This window comes from Hydrocarboniphaga sp., from assembly GCF_028291725.1.
Lineage (GTDB): Bacteria > Pseudomonadota > Gammaproteobacteria > Nevskiales > Nevskiaceae > Hydrocarboniphaga.
Genome location: NZ_JAQGNT010000062.1, coordinates 21,925 through 40,992, shown reverse-complemented (window position 1 = coordinate 40,992; position 19,068 = coordinate 21,925). Strand labels below are relative to the sequence as shown.

The 19,068-nt window shown below is 64.5% G+C and carries 17 protein-coding genes; 6 read left to right on the top strand and 11 right to left on the bottom strand.

The features are described from left to right. The 3 genes from JWQ90_RS16820 to JWQ90_RS16810 all read right to left on the bottom strand — a co-directional run bounded on the left by JWQ90_RS16820 (position 1) and on the right by JWQ90_RS16810 (position 4,975). Positions 1–2,703: a glycosyltransferase gene (locus tag JWQ90_RS16820; RefSeq protein WP_299696150.1), complete on the bottom strand. Its 2,703-nt coding sequence runs from the start codon at positions 2,701–2,703 to the stop codon at positions 1–3. Between the two features lies 1 nt (position 2,704). Next, complete coding sequence (locus JWQ90_RS16815; RefSeq protein WP_299696149.1) at positions 2,705–4,297, bottom strand: aminotransferase class III-fold pyridoxal phosphate-dependent enzyme; 1,593 nt, start codon at positions 4,295–4,297, stop codon at positions 2,705–2,707. A gap of 270 nt (positions 4,298–4,567) precedes the next feature. Next, entirely contained in the window at positions 4,568–4,975 is a 408-nt protein-coding gene (locus tag JWQ90_RS16810) for a hypothetical protein (protein ID WP_299696148.1), read from the bottom strand. 476 nt (positions 4,976–5,451) lie between these two features. Between JWQ90_RS16810 and JWQ90_RS16805 the strand changes: the two genes are divergently transcribed. Next, positions 5,452–6,813, top strand: a complete 1,362-nt coding sequence (locus JWQ90_RS16805) for a sigma-54 dependent transcriptional regulator (RefSeq protein WP_299696147.1) — start codon at positions 5,452–5,454, stop codon at positions 6,811–6,813. A gap of 13 nt (positions 6,814–6,826) precedes the next feature. On the opposite strand, the gene JWQ90_RS16800 is transcribed toward JWQ90_RS16805, so the two are convergent. The 5 genes from JWQ90_RS16800 to JWQ90_RS16780 form a co-directional block, all read right to left on the bottom strand. Continuing rightward, positions 6,827–7,051 carry a hypothetical protein gene (locus tag JWQ90_RS16800; RefSeq protein ID WP_299696146.1) on the bottom strand — a complete coding sequence of 75 codons (225 nt, stop codon included), beginning with the start codon at positions 7,049–7,051 and terminating at the stop codon, positions 6,827–6,829. 13 nt (positions 7,052–7,064) lie between these two features. Next, positions 7,065–7,469: a hypothetical protein gene (locus tag JWQ90_RS16795; RefSeq protein WP_299696145.1), complete on the bottom strand. Its 405-nt coding sequence runs from the start codon at positions 7,467–7,469 to the stop codon at positions 7,065–7,067. A gap of 7 nt (positions 7,470–7,476) precedes the next feature. Further along, positions 7,477–8,067, bottom strand: coding sequence for a phage holin family protein (locus JWQ90_RS16790; protein WP_299696144.1), 591 nt, complete (start codon positions 8,065–8,067; stop codon positions 7,477–7,479). Further along, positions 8,068–8,403 carry a DUF883 family protein gene (locus tag JWQ90_RS16785; RefSeq protein WP_299696143.1) on the bottom strand — a complete coding sequence of 112 codons (336 nt, stop codon included), beginning with the start codon at positions 8,401–8,403 and terminating at the stop codon, positions 8,068–8,070. Positions 8,404–8,809: 406 nt separating this feature from the next. Continuing rightward, entirely contained in the window at positions 8,810–9,019 is a 210-nt protein-coding gene (locus JWQ90_RS16780) for a dodecin (protein ID WP_299696142.1), read from the bottom strand. A 288-nt stretch (positions 9,020–9,307) separates the two neighbouring features. Between JWQ90_RS16780 and egtB the strand changes: the two genes are divergently transcribed. Beyond that, on the top strand, positions 9,308–10,591 hold the full coding sequence (egtB, locus tag JWQ90_RS16775; RefSeq protein ID WP_299696141.1) for an ergothioneine biosynthesis protein EgtB: 1,284 nt from the start codon (positions 9,308–9,310) through the stop codon (positions 10,589–10,591). Here egtB and JWQ90_RS16770 read toward each other — a convergent pair. Both JWQ90_RS16770 and JWQ90_RS16765 read right to left on the bottom strand, forming a co-directional pair. Then, a complete protein-coding gene (locus JWQ90_RS16770) occupies positions 10,560–12,734 on the bottom strand; it encodes a hypothetical protein (RefSeq protein ID WP_299696140.1) in 2,175 nt (724 codons plus the stop codon). The genes egtB and JWQ90_RS16770 overlap by 32 nt on opposite strands. Positions 12,735–12,950: 216 nt before the next feature. Further along, entirely contained in the window at positions 12,951–13,124 is a 174-nt protein-coding gene (locus tag JWQ90_RS16765) for a hypothetical protein (protein ID WP_299696139.1), read from the bottom strand. A gap of 50 nt (positions 13,125–13,174) precedes the next feature. Here JWQ90_RS16765 and JWQ90_RS16760 point away from each other — a divergent pair, with 50 nt between their 5' ends. The 4 genes from JWQ90_RS16760 to JWQ90_RS16745 all read left to right on the top strand — a co-directional run bounded on the left by JWQ90_RS16760 (position 13,175) and on the right by JWQ90_RS16745 (position 18,362). Further along, the gene (locus JWQ90_RS16760; RefSeq protein WP_299696138.1) at positions 13,175–14,251 is read left to right on the top strand and encodes a DUF748 domain-containing protein; all 1,077 of its coding nucleotides are present in this window, start codon (positions 13,175–13,177) and stop codon (positions 14,249–14,251) included. A 108-nt stretch (positions 14,252–14,359) separates the two neighbouring features. Beyond that, positions 14,360–14,932: a rhomboid family intramembrane serine protease gene (locus JWQ90_RS16755; protein WP_299696137.1), complete on the top strand. Its 573-nt coding sequence runs from the start codon at positions 14,360–14,362 to the stop codon at positions 14,930–14,932. Positions 14,933–15,088: 156 nt separating this feature from the next. Next, positions 15,089–16,018, top strand: a complete 930-nt coding sequence (locus tag JWQ90_RS16750; protein WP_299696136.1) for a histone deacetylase family protein — start codon at positions 15,089–15,091, stop codon at positions 16,016–16,018. Positions 16,019–16,025: 7 nt separating this feature from the next. Further along, positions 16,026–18,362, top strand: a complete 2,337-nt coding sequence (locus JWQ90_RS16745; RefSeq protein ID WP_299696135.1) for a GNAT family N-acetyltransferase — start codon at positions 16,026–16,028, stop codon at positions 18,360–18,362. Positions 18,363–18,574: 212 nt separating this feature from the next. On the opposite strand, the gene JWQ90_RS16740 is transcribed toward JWQ90_RS16745, so the two are convergent. Next, complete coding sequence (locus JWQ90_RS16740) at positions 18,575–18,976, bottom strand: hypothetical protein (protein ID WP_299696134.1); 402 nt, start codon at positions 18,974–18,976, stop codon at positions 18,575–18,577. Positions 18,977–19,068: the final 92 nt, after the last annotated feature.

Sequence of the window (19,068 nt, the reverse complement as noted above, 5' to 3'; positions counted from 1 at the left end):
TCAGGCCGCGGTCCGCTGTGCGACCCTCTCCGCGGGCCCTTGCAGCCCGAGGTCCTGCAGGAACTGGCGCATGATCGGTTCGGCCTGGTAGTCCGCAACGCGCTTGAGGGCTTCGCGCCGCATCGCGGCATGGCGTTCGCGGCTCTCGAAATGCTGCACGATGCGCTCGGACATCGCGTCGATGCTGTCCACCAGATAGCCGTTGCGGCCATTCTGGATAATGTCCTTCGGGCCCTTGCAGTTGTAGGCCAGCACTGGCATGCCCTGTGAAAATGCTTCGAGAATGACGTTGCCGAAGGTGTCGAACTTCGATGGGAAGACGAACAGGTCCAGGCCTGCGTACAGCTGCGCGAGCTGCTGGCGGTCGACCCAGCCGAGGAACGTGGCTTCCGGCAGGGCTTTGCGAAGCTTGCTCTCCGCGGGACCGGAGCCGGCAATCACCAGCTTCAGATCAGGAATCGCAAGCCGGGCCTGGTGATAGATCTCGGGCAGTTCCAGTACGCCCTTCTCCTTGCTGATTCGGCATGCGGTAAACAGCACCGGAGTACTGGCGTTGGCACCCGGAATCAGCTCGGACTTGCGCGTCGCGACGACGTTGAAGGTCGCGGGTTCGGTGTGATGCGCCGTCAGATGCACGGCGCTTTCTGCAAGCCCCATCTCGTGACCGGTCAGCCAGGCGCGATGATCGGAATTGAGCACGAATACGCTGTCGAACTGGTGGTAGAGCGTCCTTAGCAGGCGCCGGATGCGGTCGCGTTCGTGCTGATTCAGATCGGTGGTGTGGCGCAGGAAATCCATCCAGTCGGTGTGCATGAAGAAATGCGCAGGCACATTGAACATGTGCTTCAGGAACAGCGCGACGACGACCATCGGGCCCTCGGTGGAGCAGACGATGCGGTCGTAGCCTCCGCGGTAGAAGATGTTGGCGATTTCCAGCAGGTCCGGTATGCGGAAGGTCTGCTCCGCCAACTTCGGGAAACTGAACTCGGCCAGTGGCTGAACCACATGGAGCTGTGGTTCGGGCGCGGCGTCCGCGTGGCAGATCAGAAAATCGATCGGCAGATCCTTGCGCTGGATCTCGGCCAGTTTTCCGGACAGTGAATTGGATACGCCATTCTTGTCGCGCAGCGTGTCCGTGAGATACAGCGCGCGTTGCGGATGCTGACTGCGGCCCAGCTGGCGGGCGAAGGTATTCAGAAATTCGCGGTTCTCGTAGAGCGCCCGAGTACTGGCGAACTGGGCGCCGGCCAGCACCACGCCGATCAGCGCCGGAAACGCAAGCTGGTCGAGCAGCTCTTTGAAATCCAGCTTGCCGGACTTCTTGCCGCTTGCCGTAGAGCCCAGCAGCATGGCGCTGAGCTGACTCGGTATCTCGAAGCTGCGGATCAGCGACTCGGTCGAAAGGTCGCTCAGCAGATCGTCCGACTTCGGAATCGAGGCACGCAGGCGTTTGATCGCGAGCTTGCTGAGTCCCCGGAACATGTCGGCGACGGCCTCGTTTACCGCTGGGACGAACTGGTCCGGTGCGTCTCTGCGGCTGTCGGCGATCTTTTCCAGGTGTTTGACGCAGAACCGGTAGTCTTTCGACACGTTCCATCGAACCAGCCAGTCCGGCTTCTTGCCGTGAAGCGCGTCGTGTACGAAGGACACGAACATCTGCGTCTTTTTGTGCTTCTTCAGCTCCAGCAGTGCATTGGCCACGGCGAAGCAGGCGACCTTGTCCTTGAGTTCGCCGCGGTGGAACAGCATCCGCAGCAAGCCCGGATCTTCGATGCGTGTCGCGGCCTGGGCAAAGTAGTCCAGCAACGCGATGTTGAGCTTCTGGTTCTCTCCGACGTCCCCGAAGGGAGCGACCCGGCCCGCGCGCAGGGCTTCGAGAGCGAGAGTCGACGCTGCGGTATCCCGCAGCCGCCGCGCCAGATCAGGAACCCACAGCGACGATCCGCATTGCCCGGCGGAAAGTCCCATGTGGTCATCGGAACCGCCGGTCAGTGTTTTGGCGCGCTCGATCGAAACGCCGAAATCCGTAGCATCGATACCGTGCTTGCGGCTGTAGCGCCGCAGCTTCTCTTCGGTCAGGCCCTGCGCCCAGTGCAGCGTTAGTACGCTTTGCCAGACATCACGCTGCCCGTTGAGCACTTCGAAGTTCTGGAACAGCAGCGCCAGCTTTTCGTACAGCTCCGGATTGATGCCCGGCTGCCGGGTATAGAGATACAGCGGGTGCGGTTGTATGACCGGGATATCGTGCTCGGCGGCATAGCGCAGAAAATCGTAGACGTCGGCGCGCTTGCGGTTCAGGACGGCTTCCTGCTCCGGCGTGAAGCCATAGGTGAGCACGTGCAGATAGAGATCGTGGCCCGGGAAGAAGCAGGTGAACTCCGCGCCGACGAGCACGTCTAGGCCTTTTTCCAGCAGTTTCCAGCACGAGCGTGCGTTGTTGTGATTGGTGATGGTCAGCACGTCGCTGCCGTTGCCTTGCAGGCACTTCACCAATTTGCTCGTCTTCAGCCAGGTTTCCGGCAAGCCGAGAATGCGTCCCCAGAGCTCGTCGGGTACGTCGCTGTTGTGATCATGGCAGTGGAAATCGATGCGTAGGCATTCGGCCCGATCGAAGCGGGCACTTTCCGCCATCAGGTAGCGCTTGAACTCCGCGTGCAGATCGTCGCGGAAAGTCGCATGCTGAAGACTGGTTCGACCGGCCATGTCAGCGGCTTTCCCCGATCGCCGTCGGTGCACCGTTTGCCGATGCCTCGCGCTTGCCGGTCAGCCATTTGAAACGGTATGCCAGCATGTCCTTCAGCATCTGATGCTTGATCCACTGATTGCTCAGATGCGGCGCGCTCCACCACCAGCCGTCGTTTTTCATCTGCTGCGCGGCGCGCTGAAAGCGCCTTGCCACTTCGGCGAAGTCGCGGTCTGAATAGTTCAGGCTCATGATCATCCGCCCGCTACCGACCCAGCTGAGCTCCAGGCTTTCGGCGCGCAGGTAGAATTGCAGCATCCAGTTGTAGCGCGATGGTGCTGTGTAAAGGATGGTCAGAATGCTGTGCAGATTGGCGAGCCGTACCGGCAGCTCCGCGCCGGCCAGATCCCGGTTGAGGTTTTCGACCCGGGTGTTCCACAGCGTATCGGCCTGCGCATAGAGTTCCTGGTATTGCGGGAGGCGGACCCGCTGAAGAAATGCCGCCATGCAGGTCATCACGTACGGATGCGAGTTGAAGGTGCCGCGCGCGAAAGAGATGTTGGCAGGCTGCGCTTCCTTGAAACGTTTCATCAGGGCCGCGCGGCCGCAGAGCACGCCGACCGGCAAGCCTCCACCCAAAGTCTTGCCGTAGGTGACCATGTCGGCCTGAATCGAAAAGTAGTCCTGGGCGCCGCGATAAGCGAGCCGAAACCCAGTGAACACCTCGTCGAAGATCAGCACGATTCCGCGCCGCGTGCAGATGTCGCGGATGCTCGCGAGCCAGCGCGAATAGTTTGCGCGGTCGAACGCGGTGCTTCGATCGCTGCTGACCAGGGTCGCGTCGCCGGGTGCGTCCGCGTTCGGATGTAGCGCCTGCAGCGGATTGATCAGCACGCAGGCGATATCGTTCCGGGTCTCCAGCACCTGCAGTGTGCGAGGGCTCAGATCCGCCAGCGTGTAGACATCGTTGACGCGGCGCTGATTGCCGACGCCGGGCTGCACACCATCCCACCAGCCGTGATACGCGCCGCACAGTCTGACCAGATGGGTCTTGCCGGTGTGATAGCGCGCGAGGCGCACCGCCTGCATCACCGCTTCGGTACCGGACATGTGGAACGACACTTCGTCCAGGCCGGATATTGCCTTGAGCGCGGTGACGTTTTCGCGGATTGCCGGATGATAGGGGCCGAGAACGGCGCCCAGGTCGGCGGCTGCCGAATAGCCCTCGCTCAGGCATTCCTTGTAGAAGTCATAGCCAAATACGTTGACCCCGTAGGAACCGGAAACGTCGTAGCGCCAGTTTCCGTCCAGATCGCAGACGCGGGTTTCCTGCGAGCGCGTTACCGCGCTGCCGCTTTTCAATTCCTGCGGAAGCAGGTTGCGGTATGGAAAGGGAACCCGGTGCTGGCTGGTGAACTGCACATCCGAGATGCTGCTTTCCAGCGATTCACAGAAAGCCAGGGTCGTCGGCGACCTGGCGACGACTTGTTGCCGCAGACGTTCCATGCCGGAGCGTCGCTGCGCTGCGACTTCGGCAGGAGCGAGATCGCTGCTGAAATAGCGTTCCGCGTCGTAGTCGAAAAAGCTGAGCAGCGCGGCGACCCGGCGCGACATCTTCGCGTGACCGCGCAATGAGGGGTGTTTGGCGAGAGACAGGCGGAGACGTCGGGCCAGCAAGCGGAGCAGAACAAGCCCGATCAGGACGGCGACGACGTATTGCTCATTTTCCACGATCAGTTGTCAGCCTGGACGTTACGATACCGTGACGCAAAAAAGTCGCGCCCAAAGTGATCTTAGGTGTCCGATGTGGCGGCTTCGTGAAAGCGATATGTAATCTCGATGAATCCAAAACGCCGAGTCGAACCTGGCACTGCGCCTTGTCCTTCAGTTCTGGATGTTCGATACGGTGGCGGAGCGGTCGGCGACGAGCGGGCCGGGCACCAGTGATAACGGTCTCAGATTCAGCAGCGCCGCCATCATCAGCAGCAGATGAGGCAGGCCCGACGCATCCACTGCCGCGCTGCTGCCCAGGCGCGTGCCCAGGCTGGCGGCGCACAGTGCCATTGCAACGAGCCGTGGCACGGCGCGCCGGCGACCTTGCAGCAGCAGCGGCAGCAGCAGCAGGCCGGTCAGCAGATACAGGTTCAACAGCCAGAATGCCGCTATGTCCGGCAGCGGCCATCCGGCCAGCAGATACATGCCATCGGCAATGGCGGCGGCTGACAGCAGTCCTGCCGTCAGCTGGGTCGCGGTACGGCTAGGGATCTCGGCAGTGGCGATAGACGTGCGCATGGGCGCAGCTCTCGCCTCAAGCTCCGTGCCGGAGCCTAGTCATCTGTTCTGATGGACTTTTTTAGAGCGCGCATCGCCTGGAACGCCTGCGAATCGCCGATACGGAAGCGTCAGCCCGCGCAGTTTGCAGGCCGCCTGCGTCAACTGCATCGACGCGCCGAATCGCGGGCAAAAAAAGGGGCGGAGGAGGCTCCGCCCCTTAGCGGGCTTAGGTCGCGTACGGGTCGGTGAACGCGACCTGGGGGACTACGCTCTGCTTGTCTCACGCTTCGTGCCAGCGGCAGATCCGAACTAAGTGCTTGTTGTTGTTAGGGTGCCTCTTTGCATGTGCTTCATCCGGCGTGCAGCTTGCAAGGACAAAATGGCGTGCAGGCTGATTTGCAGCGCGGGGCGCTGAGCGCTGGATCGGATTAGCCCAATGCCATAATGCTCAGCGCCGCATCGACGGCGCAGCCCAAGTACGGAGTCGTGAAAAGATGAGTGTCGAGCTTGGGGGCGCCAACATCCTGTTGGTCGATGATGACGGTGGGATCCTGCGCCTGTTCCGTCGCTGTCTTGAGGGAGACGGCCACCGCGTCAGCACCGCGCGCTCGGCCGCGGAAGCCGAAGCGGCGCTGGGCCGCAATGTGTTCGACGCCTGCGTGCTCGATCTGGACCTGGGTGAAGACTCGGGCCTGGATCTGCTGCCAAAGTTGCGCGAATGGGCGCCGTGGATGCGTGTGATCATGGCCACCGCAACCGACGACGTCGCCACCGCGCTGTCGGCGATCCGGGTCGGCGCCGCCGACTACCTGGTCAAGCCCTGCGATCCCAGCCAGTTGTCGCACGCGGTCGCGCAGCAGGTCGAGGCGCGCCGGCTGGAACAACGTGTGCTCGCGCTGGAGAACGATCGCGGTCGCGATCGCCAGCTCGATCTGCGCACCGCGAATCCGGCTTTGTCGGCCACGCTGGATCTGGGCCGCCGCGTCGCCGGTACCGATGCAACGCTGTTGTTGCTCGGCGAAAGCGGCACCGGCAAGAGCGTGCTGGCGCGCGCGATCCATGACATGAGTCCGCGCCGCGAGGCGGCATTCGCGACGGTGAGCTGTCCCTCGTTGTCGGCCGAACTGCTGACCAGCGAGCTGTTCGGCCATGTCCGCGGCGCGTTCACCGGTGCCACCGACAGCCGTCAGGGTCGTGTGCAGATCGCCGAAGGCGGCACGCTGTTCCTCGACGAGATCGGCGATCTGCCGATACCGATGCAGCCCAAGCTGCTGCGCTTTCTGCAGGACCGCGAATACGAGCGGGTCGGCGACCCGCATACGCGTACTGCCAACGTGCGCGTGATCGCTGCGACCAACCAGGATCTGAAAAAGATGGTGGCCGAAGGCCGCTTCCGCGAAGATCTCTACTACCGCCTCAACGTCGTTACGCTGCTGCTGCCGACACTGCGCGATCGCCGCGAAGACGTGCTGCCGATCGCCGGCAAAATCCTGCTGCAGCTGGCCGCGCGTTACGACCGGCCGGCGCGCCGCTTCAGCAAGGACGCGGCGTCGCTGCTGTCGCTGCACACCTGGCCGGGCAATCTTCGCGAGCTGCACAACGCGGTGGAGCGCGCCGTGATCATCTGCGAAGGCGAGGCGATCGGCCCCGAGCATCTGCCGTTCGGGCGGATCACGCCCAACCTGGGCCAGGGCCTGCGCGCCGGCGATCCGGTCAGCCTGGAAGATCTGGAGCGGGCACATATCGAGGCCGTGGTCGCCAGTACCGCGAGCCTCGAAGCCGCCGCCAAGCTGCTGAAGATCGACAGCTCGACGCTGTACCGCAAGCGCAAGGCTTTCGATCAGAGCGTCGAGTAGCCGCGTGGCATCCTTAGTGACGCGGAGCGCTTTCGCCGCCGCTGCCGTTGTGCGGCAGGTTCAATTCCGGTGGGGCGGCATCGGCAGCGCCGGTCTGGTTGCCGCCGGCGGCTTCGTCGCCGGCCGGTGCTTCGCTGTTTTCCGGTGGCAGGTAGCCGAGGCGGCGCAGTACCGGCGTCATCAGGATGCCGATCGACACCAGCGCCAGCACGGTTTTGCTTGTGGTCCAGAAACTCATTGTTCGATCCTCCTCAGGGATAACCGGTCGTGCGCGTCTGCGCGCTATCCGGTCGACGGGTGGCGTGCACCGACGCCGATCCCGGCGAGGGCAGGGCCGCAGTCAGCTTGTAACTCTTCCACAGTCGCCACACATCCAGGCCGGTGGCGATCAGCAGCACCGGTCTGAGCTTGCGGCCGCTGCGCAGCGAGCTGGCGACGCCGAGCACGGCGATGGCCGCCACCGCATACGGCAGGAGCGGCAATACCGTGCGCATCAGGTTCTCGACGCGTTGCACCGTATGCAGCGGCTTTTGCAGCGCACCCGCGGCTTCCATCAGCTCGTTGCGGCTGCGATCCAGTCTGGCGATCAGTTCCGCGTCGGAAAGCGATTGGGCGGGCACTGCGTCCGGCACTTTTTCTGATGTTGCGGGGCTCATGTCTTCCTCAGGAGCGAGATGATGCCGGCGTCGATGCGCCGTTGGCTCGGGATGCCGGTGGCGCCGGCTCGATCGTATGCGCAGCGGACCGGCCGGAGTCGGAATATCGCGTCGGCTCGGGGATCGTCCTCGCCGCGGCAAGGCTGACCGGGATCGCGGACGGTGACGGCGGCGCGCGCTCCCCGGGCTTCTTGGCCTCGTCGCGCAACTCGGCCAGCCGATCGAAGATTTCCCGATCCTTGTCGAACGCGGCGATGGTGCTGGAGAACGCCTGGCTGTCGTGATCGCGACCGCCCTGCATGCCGCGCCAGGCCAGGCCGGTAACGCTGCCGAACAACAGCACGAGTCCGCCGGCCGCATGCAGGCGCCAGGGTGTATCCCAGAACGCGATCAGCACGAACGCGCAGATCAGCTGCAAGCTGATCAGCGCACCGAGCGCGAAAATACCGGTACGTGCCAACTGGCCCAACAGCCGCGATTGCTCCTGTCGCCATTCGTGCTGCAGCAGATCGACGCGCGCGCGGGCGTACTGCAGGAAGGCTTGCGCCAGGCCCTGCAGCTTCCCGGAGACGTTCTGCTGCGGCTGCGGCTCGGACATTTACTTCCTGCTGCCGAGACTGCCGATGAAGCCGATGGTGAGTGCCGCGAGGCAGACGATTGCAGCGGTCTGCCACGGGCGCTCGCGCGCGAACGTCACCGCAGTATCGACCGCCAGCTTGCCGCGCTCGTAAGCGGCGTCGCGCACCGGGCCGATCTGCGCTTTCACCTGACGCAGACTGTCGTTGAGTTTCTGCCGCGCCATATCGACGGTCTCATTGGAAAGCGAAGTCGTCGCATGCAGCAGTTCTTCGGCATGATTGACGAGTGAATGGAAATCGCTGGCGAGATTTTCGCGCGCGGCGCCGACGTCGGCGGCTGAGGACAGATTCTTCATAAGGACTCTCCTGATGGATGATCTTGCTGGTAACTAATATGCACCATGGCTTGCGGTGCCGGCTTGCCTGGAGCCCGCAGCGTGCTGCCGGAAAGATCGGCTTGGTCTTCGGTACGATCACGCTGCACTGCAACATCGTTTTGTGGGCCCGGCGTAACAATAGCGGGTCGAATCCAAACGTAGGCCTAACAAAAACCGGGCCGACACCATCGCGCCATGGCCACAGGCGCTGACATGGTGGACAGTGAAGAGCCCGAGACGGGCGCCTGAGCGAGCCCGCAAACAGGGCATCAACCCTCGCCGCTATTCCCAGCCACGCGCTACAACAGCAAGACCGTCCTACGAAACGATGTTGTCAAACGTCGCTGAGGGTGTCGCCGAGGGTGAAGCTCGCCTTTTGCAGGGCTCACTCTTCGAGAGTGAACCCGACCTTGATCGTGACCTGCCAATGAGCCACGTTTCCGTCAGCCACATGTCCCCGAACATCCGTCACCTGGAACCACTTGATGTTGCGAATGGACTTTGACGCACGCGAGATCGCTGTTTTGACCGCGTCGTCGCTGCTCTTCGAGGACGAGCCAGTCAACTCCAAAGACTTGTAGACGTGATCGATCATGACATTCTCCAAGGTAGATACTGGTCAGCGTTCGAAACGCTACCACTAAGCTGGACCGACTGCCCCCGGGCGTCGGCACGCAACATTGCGAGACCGAGCCATAAGCACCGGCATGGTGGTTGCTCTGTAGTCGTGTGCGCAGATGTCGTGTGCCTATAAAGTCGCGTTCGTGAGGAGAGACGAAATGCGGAGCCTTGTAAATCGAGCGATACGCCGCGGTGTGCCGGGCAAGTTGCCGGAGACCGCAAGGCCCGCGCTGGCCAGGCTGCACCATCGGAGCGCGCGCTGATGTCCCCGCTCAATCCTTCGGTCGCGGTCGACCGTATCGACGTTGCGTCGCGCGACGAAGCACTGGCCGCGCGTTTCGCGGGAATACGCTCGTATACCCGGGAACTCGCTGCGCCGCTGTCGGGCGAAGACGCTGGCGCGCAGAGCATGCCGGATGCGAGTCCGGCCAAGTGGCATCTCGCGCATACGACCTGGTTCTTCGAAACCTTCGTGCTCAAACCCTATTGCGCCGACTACCAGGTATTCCATCCGCGGTTCGAGTCCCTGTTCAACTCCGATGATCAAGGTGCGGGCGGACGGCATCCGCGCCATCAGCGCGGCCTGTTGACGCGGCCGAGCGTGCACGAGGTCATGGCCTATCGTCACTACGTCGACCGCCTGCTGCTGGAGGGTCTGCTGCGCGATTCACTGCCACCGGCCGCAGTCGATTTTCTGGAACTCGGCCTGCATCACGAGCAGCAGCACCAGGAACTGCTGCTCACCGATATCAAGCATCTGTTCGCGCAGAACCCGCTGATGCCGGAATACCGGCCGCAGAACCTGATGGCGGCGGAAGCGCCGCCGTTCCGGTGGCGCGAGCATCAAGGCGGGATCGTCGGTATCGGCCATGCCGGTCGTGGCTTCGCGTTCGACAACGAGGGTCCACGCCACCGGGTCCTGCTGCGGCCCTATGCGCTGGCCTCGCGCGTGGTCACCAATGGCGAATACGCCGAGTTCATCCGCGACGGCGGATATCGCGATCCGCGCCTGTGGCTGTCCGAAGGCTGGGCGCAGGTCGAAGCGCAGCGCTGGCAGCATCCGCTGTACTGGAACGACACACTCGATGCCGAGTTCACGCTGCACGGCACGCACGCGATCGACGCGCAGCGCCCGGTTTGCCATATCGGCTTTTTCGAGGCCGATGCCTACGCACGCTGGGCCGGAGCACGTTTGCCGACCGAATTCGAATGGGAGCAGGCCGCCCGGGGCCGGCGCATCACCGGCCAGTTCGCCGACCAGCCCGACGGCGAACTGCATCCGCGCATCGTCACCGAACACTCGTCAGAGCCGATCTACGGTTCGGTCTGGTGCTGGACCGCGAGCCCCTATATCGCTTACCCCGGTTACCGGGCAGGCCCCGGTGCGGTCGGCCAATACAGCGGAAAATTCATGAGCAACCAGTGGGTGCTGCGCGGCGGGTCCTGTGCATCGTCGCGCTCGCATTTGCGTTCCAGCTATCGCAACTTCTTTCCCGCCGACGCGCGCTGGCAGTTCAGCGGCCTGCGTCTGGCCAAGGAGCTTTGAACGCTTGGAGATGCAGCAGTGCCGCCAGGTCATCGGCGATGCTGCTGGCGAGCGTTGCCGCCGATTTTCTCATCGTAGCCTGCGAAGCATTCGACAGTACCCAGCCCAGCGGCGGCGCGACGTCGTTGTCGGAGCAGGGGTCTGGCATGTGAAAAGCCAGTTCGTAGACGGCGGCCGGTGTCGCGGAGTCCGCTGATGCGTCGGCACGCGATTGCGCTAGCTCGCGCACCGCGGCCAGTGCTGCCAGGCGGGCGTGAGCGGAACGTGCGTTGTAGAGCCCCAGGATGATCGACGAGGTCTCCGGGAGAATCGAACTGGGGCCGACGTTGCCTGGCTTGGTTCCCGCCGTAGTTGAACAGCGTTTCGCTTTTTCTTTTTCTACCAACTGTGTGGCTGCGATTTTCTGGTCGCCGGCCGCCTTGATCAGCTTCCTGCAGTCTGGCGTTGCACACAGATTCTCCGCGTCGGCATCGTTGCGGATGATCAGCAGTATCGGGCGCCGCTTGCCGACGTCATCGCTCTTCGATGTCTGGAGCTGATGGATGATGTCGAAGGCCGTGGCGGCACCGGAGTTGTCGAAGTAGCCACCATCGACGACGCGATAACGCGGCGCCCATTTCTTGCCATTGAACTCAAGCACCGTGCCGGCGGGGCTGATCAGCGGGAACCGCGCACTGTTGTGGGTAACGCCGGCCAGCGGCTGATAGGCGCTCGAGAACTTCGCGGCTTGCAGATCCACGGCGTCGTCGAATTGGACCTGGACATTGGACTGGATGGCGCGCTGGCCGGTTTCGACGATCGTCGTATTCAGGAACACCGAGGGCAGGTCCGGCGCAACCGACTTCGAGTAGATCTCCCGCAAAGTGTGCCACATGCGCTGTTCCGGGCATTGATCGAAGGCATCGGCCCAGCTTTCCTCGATCGCCCTGGACCGGTCCAGTATCTGCCGCGGAAACTTGAACGGCAGAAACCGCTGGATCGCGTCGCCGAACAGCACGCCAGCGATCGCCGGAGCCAGGTAGTCGCCCTGCAGCGACTGCGTTGCCGTGCATGCGCTGGTCGCCGCGCGATCCGTTGGCGGCAGGCTTGCCAGCCAGGCCGAGGCGCCGAGACTGCCGCCGGAAACGCCGCTGACAGCGAAGATGCGGCTGCTCAGGCCCGGGATGCGATGCGACAGTTCTTCGAGAATCGCGGCCGTCCAGAACGCCGCCCGAATGCCGCCACCTTCGGTCGCGATGACGACGTAGGGCGCTGAGCCGTCGGCATTGTGGCGAGCACTCCAGCTGACGAACTGTTCCTCGAGAGTGGGACGCTGCTCCGTTTCGAGGCTCCCCGGCAGCGCAGTAGTCGTGCGCACGCGGTGATTGTCGTTGAACAGGCCGCAGATCGTCGCCCAGACCAGCACCGCAAGCGTGAGTATCGGCAGGCCATTCTTCAATGGAAGCCAGGTCAGCAGCATGCTTCCGAACAGGTTGATGCTGGCCAGTGCCAATGGCAGTAGAGCGGCTGCACCAAGGGCGCGTGGGGCGGTGACAGGAAACGCGATGAAAATCCCCGTGATCGCGAAGCTCAGCGCAAGCGCCCAGGCCATGATTCGAACCGTGCCGGGTGGCAGCGCTACGTGCGGCGCGACCTGTGCGCGCTGATCGCCCAGCGTGTCCAGCAGCATCCGGCGTCCGATGAAGAACACGATCAGCGCCACGGCCAGCGCGATGAAGCCGCCGATCCAGATCCAGTCGACGGGATGCCGGTTCGGGATAAACGCCAGCGAGAGCGCGATTGACGCCGGGATCGAAGCGCCGCCGACACGGGGAATCCAGCGGCGCAGCCAATGTCCTTCCGGGATCTGCAGCGGCAGCCCCGAAAACTGGCCGGTGAGCAGCCATCTGAGGCAATACCAGACCGATAGCGACTGCATCAAAGCGGTGAGCGCCAGGCAGATCAGGTCGGCGATGTCGTGTTCGTTGCGCGACTTCTCAAGCAATACCCGCAGCACGTCCTGGCCCTGGGGAACCGAGAGCACGACGGCGAGCAAGGCGATACTGGCGAACGGAAACGCACCGATGACACCAATGCGTACCAGGTCTTCGACAAAGCGGACAAACGATGTTTGTCCCAGCCGCTGCAAGCTGCTTGTGAGCATTTTTCATCCCCTGTCCGCCACCGCGCGATCTGGCCCGCTGGGCAATGCCCAGCATCGAAAGACCGGCTCGTCCTCCAATGAGCGTATGCCCAAGCGCGCATGCGCGTCATCATCAAGCTTGCTGAGGACGGCTCCTGCAGGTCGGGCCCTGGGCTGCGGTGAGGCGGACGAAGGGCCGCCATCGCCCCTCAAGCCTGCGCCTCGCCTCGAGCTCGATCAGCTGGGTTTTGCTGTCGGCTTTTCGCGGCTGGCGTTGTGCGCCGGCGGGTCGCTGGCCGGGAACGAGTCGTAGGAGGCTTCGTCCACGCGGTCCTGGGTGTCGATGCTCGGAACCGGCGGATGCTCCTGCTCGGTCTGCTTGCGCTGGTGCTGCTCGGTTTTTTCCTTCATGGTGCCCGCTCCTTGAGAATGGATGCTTGCGGCGTGATGGAGTCTCTTGCATGAATCGCAGGATGCGATCCTTGAGCGTGATCATCGGCATTGCGGTGCTGCTGGTGCTGTTGCGGATGACGCTGCCCTATTGGGTCACGAGCTACCTGAACGCCCGATTGGCGACGATGGGCAGCTATCACGGCCAGTTCAGCGAAGTGGACCTGCATCTGTGGCGCGGCGCGTACACGATCCACGACCTGGCGATCGTCAAGAACACCGGCAAGGTGCCGCTGCCGCTGCTGAAAGCGCCGCGCACCGAGCTGGCGGTGCGCTGGCGCGATCTGGTGCGCGGCAAGGTCGTCGCGAGCGTGGAGTTCTACCAGGCCGAACTGAACTTCGTCGACGGCCGCGGCGAAGCCGATGGCCAGAGCGGCAAGGGCGTGGACTGGCGCTCGCAGCTGGAGAAGCTGATGCCGGTACGCATCGACGAGATCCAGGTGATCGACGGCGTGCTGGTATTCCACAATTTCGTGTCGGAGCCGCCCGTTGATTTGCGCGCGACCCAGGTCAACGGCAGCGTGCGCAATCTGACCAATGTCGAGGACGCGAGCGGCCGCCGAGTCGCGGTGTTCGATGCCCATGCGCAGATGCTGGGCAAGGCGCCGGCCGAGGCGCATGCGGAGTTCGATCCGTTCAACGAATCGCGTGATTTCAGCCTGCGCCTGCGGATTCTCGACATCGACGTCGTCGAGGCCAACGATTTTGCGCGCGCCTACGCCAAGCTGGATTTCGCCTCCGGCCACGGCGAGTTTGTCACCGAGCTCGACGCGCACGACGGGCATCTGCGCGGCTACGCCAAGCCGCTATTCCAGGATCTGAAAATCTTCAGCTGGAAGCAGGACGTCGAGCAGCAGCAGAAGAATCCGCTGCGCCTGGCCTGGGAGGCGACCGCGGGGCTGTTCACCGAGCTGTTCAAGAATCATCGCAAAGACCAGTTCGCGACACGCATCGAAATCAGTGGCGAGATCGGTGCAACCGAGACCCATCCGGTAACGGCGATTCTGGCGATACTGAGGAACGCCTTCGTCGAGGCCTATAAGCCGAACTTCGAGAATCTCGAGCCGAAGCCGGACGCAAAACCGTAGGTCGGCAATCCCTTGCCGACGTGCGAAGCACGATGTGCAATCGGGGCCTCATGTCGGCAAGGGATTGCCGACCTACGCCCTGCCGCGCTACTCGCTAAGCCAGGCCCTATGATGACTCCCGTTACCTACGCGCTGCTCGTTGTCAATCTGCTGATCTTCGGCCTGCAGATGCTGCTCGGCGACGTAATGCTGCGAGACTTCGCGCTGTGGCCGCTGCAGGCCGGGTTCGCGCCCTGGCAGATCGTCACTTGCGCCTTCCTGCATGGCAGCCTGATGCACCTGGGTACCAACATGCTGGGTGTCTGGATGTTCGGCCGCGACGTCGAGCGCGCGCTCGGCTCCTCGCGCTTCGCCCAGCTCTATGCCGCGAGTGTGCTGACTGCGAGCTTCGCGCAGCTCGCGTTCACCTCGTTCTTCGCCCGCGATCCGGTGCCGACGGTTGGGGCTTCCGGCGGTCTGTTCGGCGTGCTCGCCGCGTTTGCCTGGCTGTATCCGCGGCGCAAGGTGATCCTGCTGATCCCGCCGATCCCGTTGCCGGCACCGGTGTTCGTCAGCCTGTACGCGGCGGTGGAACTGTATTCGGGCGTGACCGGCACGTTTGCCGGTGTCGCGCACTTTGCTCACCTGGGCGGATTGATCGGCGGCCTGGCGCTGCTGTGGATCTGGCGCAAACCGGTGTAGGTTGGGGTGAGCGCAGCGAACCCCAACATCGGCGCGAATCAATGTTGGGGTTCGCTGCGCTCACCCCAACCTACGCCTACGCCCTGTTGACCGGCGTCAGCGAAATCCGCGCGGACTCGTGCTTCAATCGGGCGTCGATTGATCACCGGAGTCACGATGGCCGCGCTGCCCAGCTACTGGATCACGCATCCGAGTTGCCGGCTGCACCGGATGGAGGACGAGCATCCGGAATGTCCGGAGCGCCTGGCGGCGATCGAGGACCGGTTGCTGGCCACCGGCCTGGATCTGTTCCTGCATCGCGCCGAAGCCCCGTCCGCCAGCGCCGAGGCCCTGCTGCGCGTGCACGGCGCCGAGCATGTCGAAGCGGTGCTCGGTACGCATCCGGCCGTAGGCTTGGTGCACATCGATCCGGATACCTCGATGAACGCCCACACCGCCGAGGCCGCACTACATGCGGCCGGTGCCGGCGTGCTGGCGGTCGAGCTGCTGCTGTCGCAACGGGCCGGCTTCGTGTTCTGCAACGTGCGGCCGCCGGGGCATCATGCCGAGCGCGATCGCGCGATGGGTTTTTGTTTCTTCAATAACATCGCGGTGGCCGCTGCCGAAGCGCTGGCGCGCGGTATCCCGCGCGTCGCGGTGCTCGACTTCGACGTGCATTACGGCAACGGCACCGCGGACATTTTCCGCAAGGAGCCGCGCGTGCTGCTGTGCTCGACCTACCAGCATCCGCTGTATCCCTACTGGGCCGGTGATCCCGATGCGCCGGGGCTGATCGACATGCCGCTGGCCGAAGGCGCCGGCAGCGAGGCGTATCGCGACGCGGTGCAGAACCACTGGCTGCCGGCGCTGGAAGAATTCGATCCGCAGATGATTTTCGTATCCGCCGGCTTCGACGCCCATGCGCGCGATCCGATGGCCGGGCTGTGCCTGAGCGACGAGGATTTCTACTGGACCGGCACTCAGATCCGCGACTTCGCCGCGCGCCGCTGCAAGAACCGCGTCGTCGCGATGCTGGAAGGCGGCTACAACCCGCATGCGCTGGCGCGCTGTGTCGAAGCTTTCGTGCGGCCGTTTATCGGCGCATGAGCGGCGCATGAGCGGCCAGAATCTCGACAAGCTGTTGCGCAGCCGCGACGTGCTGGCGATCGGCGAGCCGACCACGGCGCTCGAGCGCGGCCTGCTGCAGCGTCTGGCTGCGAGCGCGGCTTCGCTGGAGCAGGTCGTCTCGAAACCGGCGCTGCATGCGCAGCTCAAGCGCGCCAGCCTGCAGCGGCTGGCGGTGGTGTTCGATGCGCGGCTGATCGGGCCGCGCGCCATCGCGGCGCTGGCGGAGTCGGGCTGTCGCGGCGTGATCTGGCCGAGTGCCGATCCGATTCCGGACGCGGTGCTGCAGGCGGCGCGCCCGCACCGGCTGCGATTCCTCGGGCCGCGTTCCGCCGGTTTTTTCCATGGCAGCGGCCTGTCGGCCGGCGAGTTTCCGCCGGACATGGCCGCCGGCTCGCTGGCGCTGATCACGCAGTCGGGCTCGATCGCCGCCGCTGCGATCGACTGGGCCAGCGGCCGCGGCATCGGTTTCTCCTGGGCGGTGACCACCGGCGCCGAACAGGACGCCGACGTCGCCGACTTTCTCGACGTCGCCGCGCTCGATCCGAATACGCGCGCGGTGATTCTGCAGGTCGGTGCGGTGCGCGGCGGGCGCAAGTTCATGTCGGCCGCGCGGGCCTGTGCGCGCCTCAAGCCGGTGGTCGTGCTGCAAAGCCGCGTCGGCGGCCGCGCGGCGCTCAGCGGCGCCGATCCGGTGCGTAGCGCGGCATTCGCTCGCGCCGGGCTGGTCGAGTGCCTGACCTTGGATGGCCTGTTCGACGCGCTGACCGCGCTGGCGCGGATTCCGGCCCGCGATCGGGTGCGCGTGATGACGGTCGGCAATGGCGCCGGGCTGTGCGCGCTGGGCGTCGATGCGGTGCTGCGGCAGCAGCTCGCACTCGGCGCCTGCAGCGACGAGACCTTTGACGCGATCCACCAACTCGCGCCGCGCGCACGGCGGCTCGAAGGCGCGATCGACGCCGGCCCGACCGAGCCCGAGGCGCTGGCCGGTCTGTGCGGCGCGCTGCTCGCCGACCCGCAGTGCGACTACCTGCTGCTGGTGCACAGCCCGCAGCTGGATTCGGCGCACCGGCTTTATGTCGACGCGCTGCTGTCGGCGCAGCTCGGGCCGCGTCTGGTGACGGTCTGGCTGGGCTTGAAGACCGCGCTCGACGCACGCCGGCGCTCGACCGAAGCCGGGCTCGCGACGTTCGTCACCGCCGGCCAGGCGGCGCGCGCGCTGCGTTATCGCTGGCTGCATGGCCGCACCCGCGAGCTGCTGATGCAGACGCCGCCGCCGTCGGAGCGCGCCGTGGTGGATTGCGAAACCGCGCGCGGCCTGCTCGACGCCGCGCTATCACGTGCTTGTCTCACGCTCGATGCCGCCGCAGCGAACGATCTGCTGGATCGCTACCGGCTGCCGTCATCGTCGGCCGACACCGGCGCGCAGCAGTTCGAGCTGGCGATCGAGCGGCATCGCGAGTTCGGCACGCATCTTACGATCACCGCGGTCAGCGGCCTGCTGCGCTCGACCACCGCGCGCGCGTTTCCGCCACTCGACGGCCTGCTCGCGCAGCGCATGATCGAGGCGATGGAGCTGGCCTTGCCGGCGGCGATGCAGGCGCCGCTGATGCGGGCGCTGTCCGGCGTATCGCAGATGGCGCTGGATCTGGCGCCGATCGCGGCGCTGCGCCTGACGCTGGCCGTCGATGCGGCCGGCGAGTTGCACCGCAGCGGTGACGCGCAGCTGCAGCTCGATGCGCAGCCGGCACCGGAACGCCAGCGTCTGGTGCTGGCGCCGTATCCGGAGACACTGGGCAAGATCATCGTGTCGCGCCGCGGCCGACGCTACCGGGTGCGGCCGATCCGCCCCGAGGACGAACCGGCGCTGATCACCTTGCTGGAACGCCTGCGCCCCGAAGACATCCGGATGCGCTTCTTCGCCGCGATCCGCTATTTCTCGCACGAGATGGCGGCGCGCATGACCCAGATCGACTACGACCGCGAGCTGGTGCTGACCGCCGAGGCCGAGGACGAGCCCAGCCTGATCTGCGCGGTCGCACATCTGGTGACCGACCCGTATGGCGAGAGCGGCGAATTCGCGCTGCTGGTGCATCACGACCACGCTGGCTCCGGGCTCGGCCGCCAGCTGATGGGTGAACTGCTGGCGCACGGCCGCCGCCAGGGCCTGCAGCGGATTCATGGCGATGTGCTGCGACAGAACATGCCGATGCTGGCACTGGCGCGCAGCCTGGGCTTCGTCAGCCGCGATCATGACGACGAGCCGGACAGCCGGCACATCGAGATCGATCTGCAGCCGTCACCGGCGCCGGTCGATCAGAGATAGGGCGAGAACAGCCAGCAGATCGAATTGCGCAGCCGTTTGAAACGTCCGTCGCGATCGAGTTGCGGTAATCTCTCCACCGAGGCATGTTTGCCGGATTTTCTATCGTGTGGCGGGACGAAAAGTGTTCATTCTTTATGTCATGCGGAGCGAGCAACTTTTGCTACCTGGCGTCCGGCATATCCGCGCAGTAACCGTAGTGTGAAGCCTGGCGGCTAAGCCGCCCTTGGCCTCGACAGCGCAGTACGTACCGCGGCGATCGGCCCACCCGCCCGATGCATGTCGGTCAACAGCTGTCGCCACTCCGCAAATGCGATGGCGAGCGCGTTGTAGCGCGGGCTGACACCGTCGATACCGTAGCGCAGCGGCGCGTGTCGGTCGCTGTGGGCATAGCTGCCGAACATCCGGTCCCAGACGATCAGCGCGCCGCCGAAATTGTGGTTGATCCGCTCCGGGTTGCAGGCGTGATGCACGCGGTGATGCGCCGAGTGGGTTGCCCACAGCCAGCGCACGCGATGGCTGGTGCGGTGGAAGGCGTAGTAGGCGACGTCGACGACGACGACGAACAGCAGGATAAAGCCGAGCGCGCCGTGGTGTTCCGCTAATCCAATGGTCATACCATCCGCCTGTCGCGCCTCCGTCCGATATCACCGCGGTGTCGGCGTGTGACACGATGTAACAAGCGCGCGGAAATCGGCGGATTTCGCTT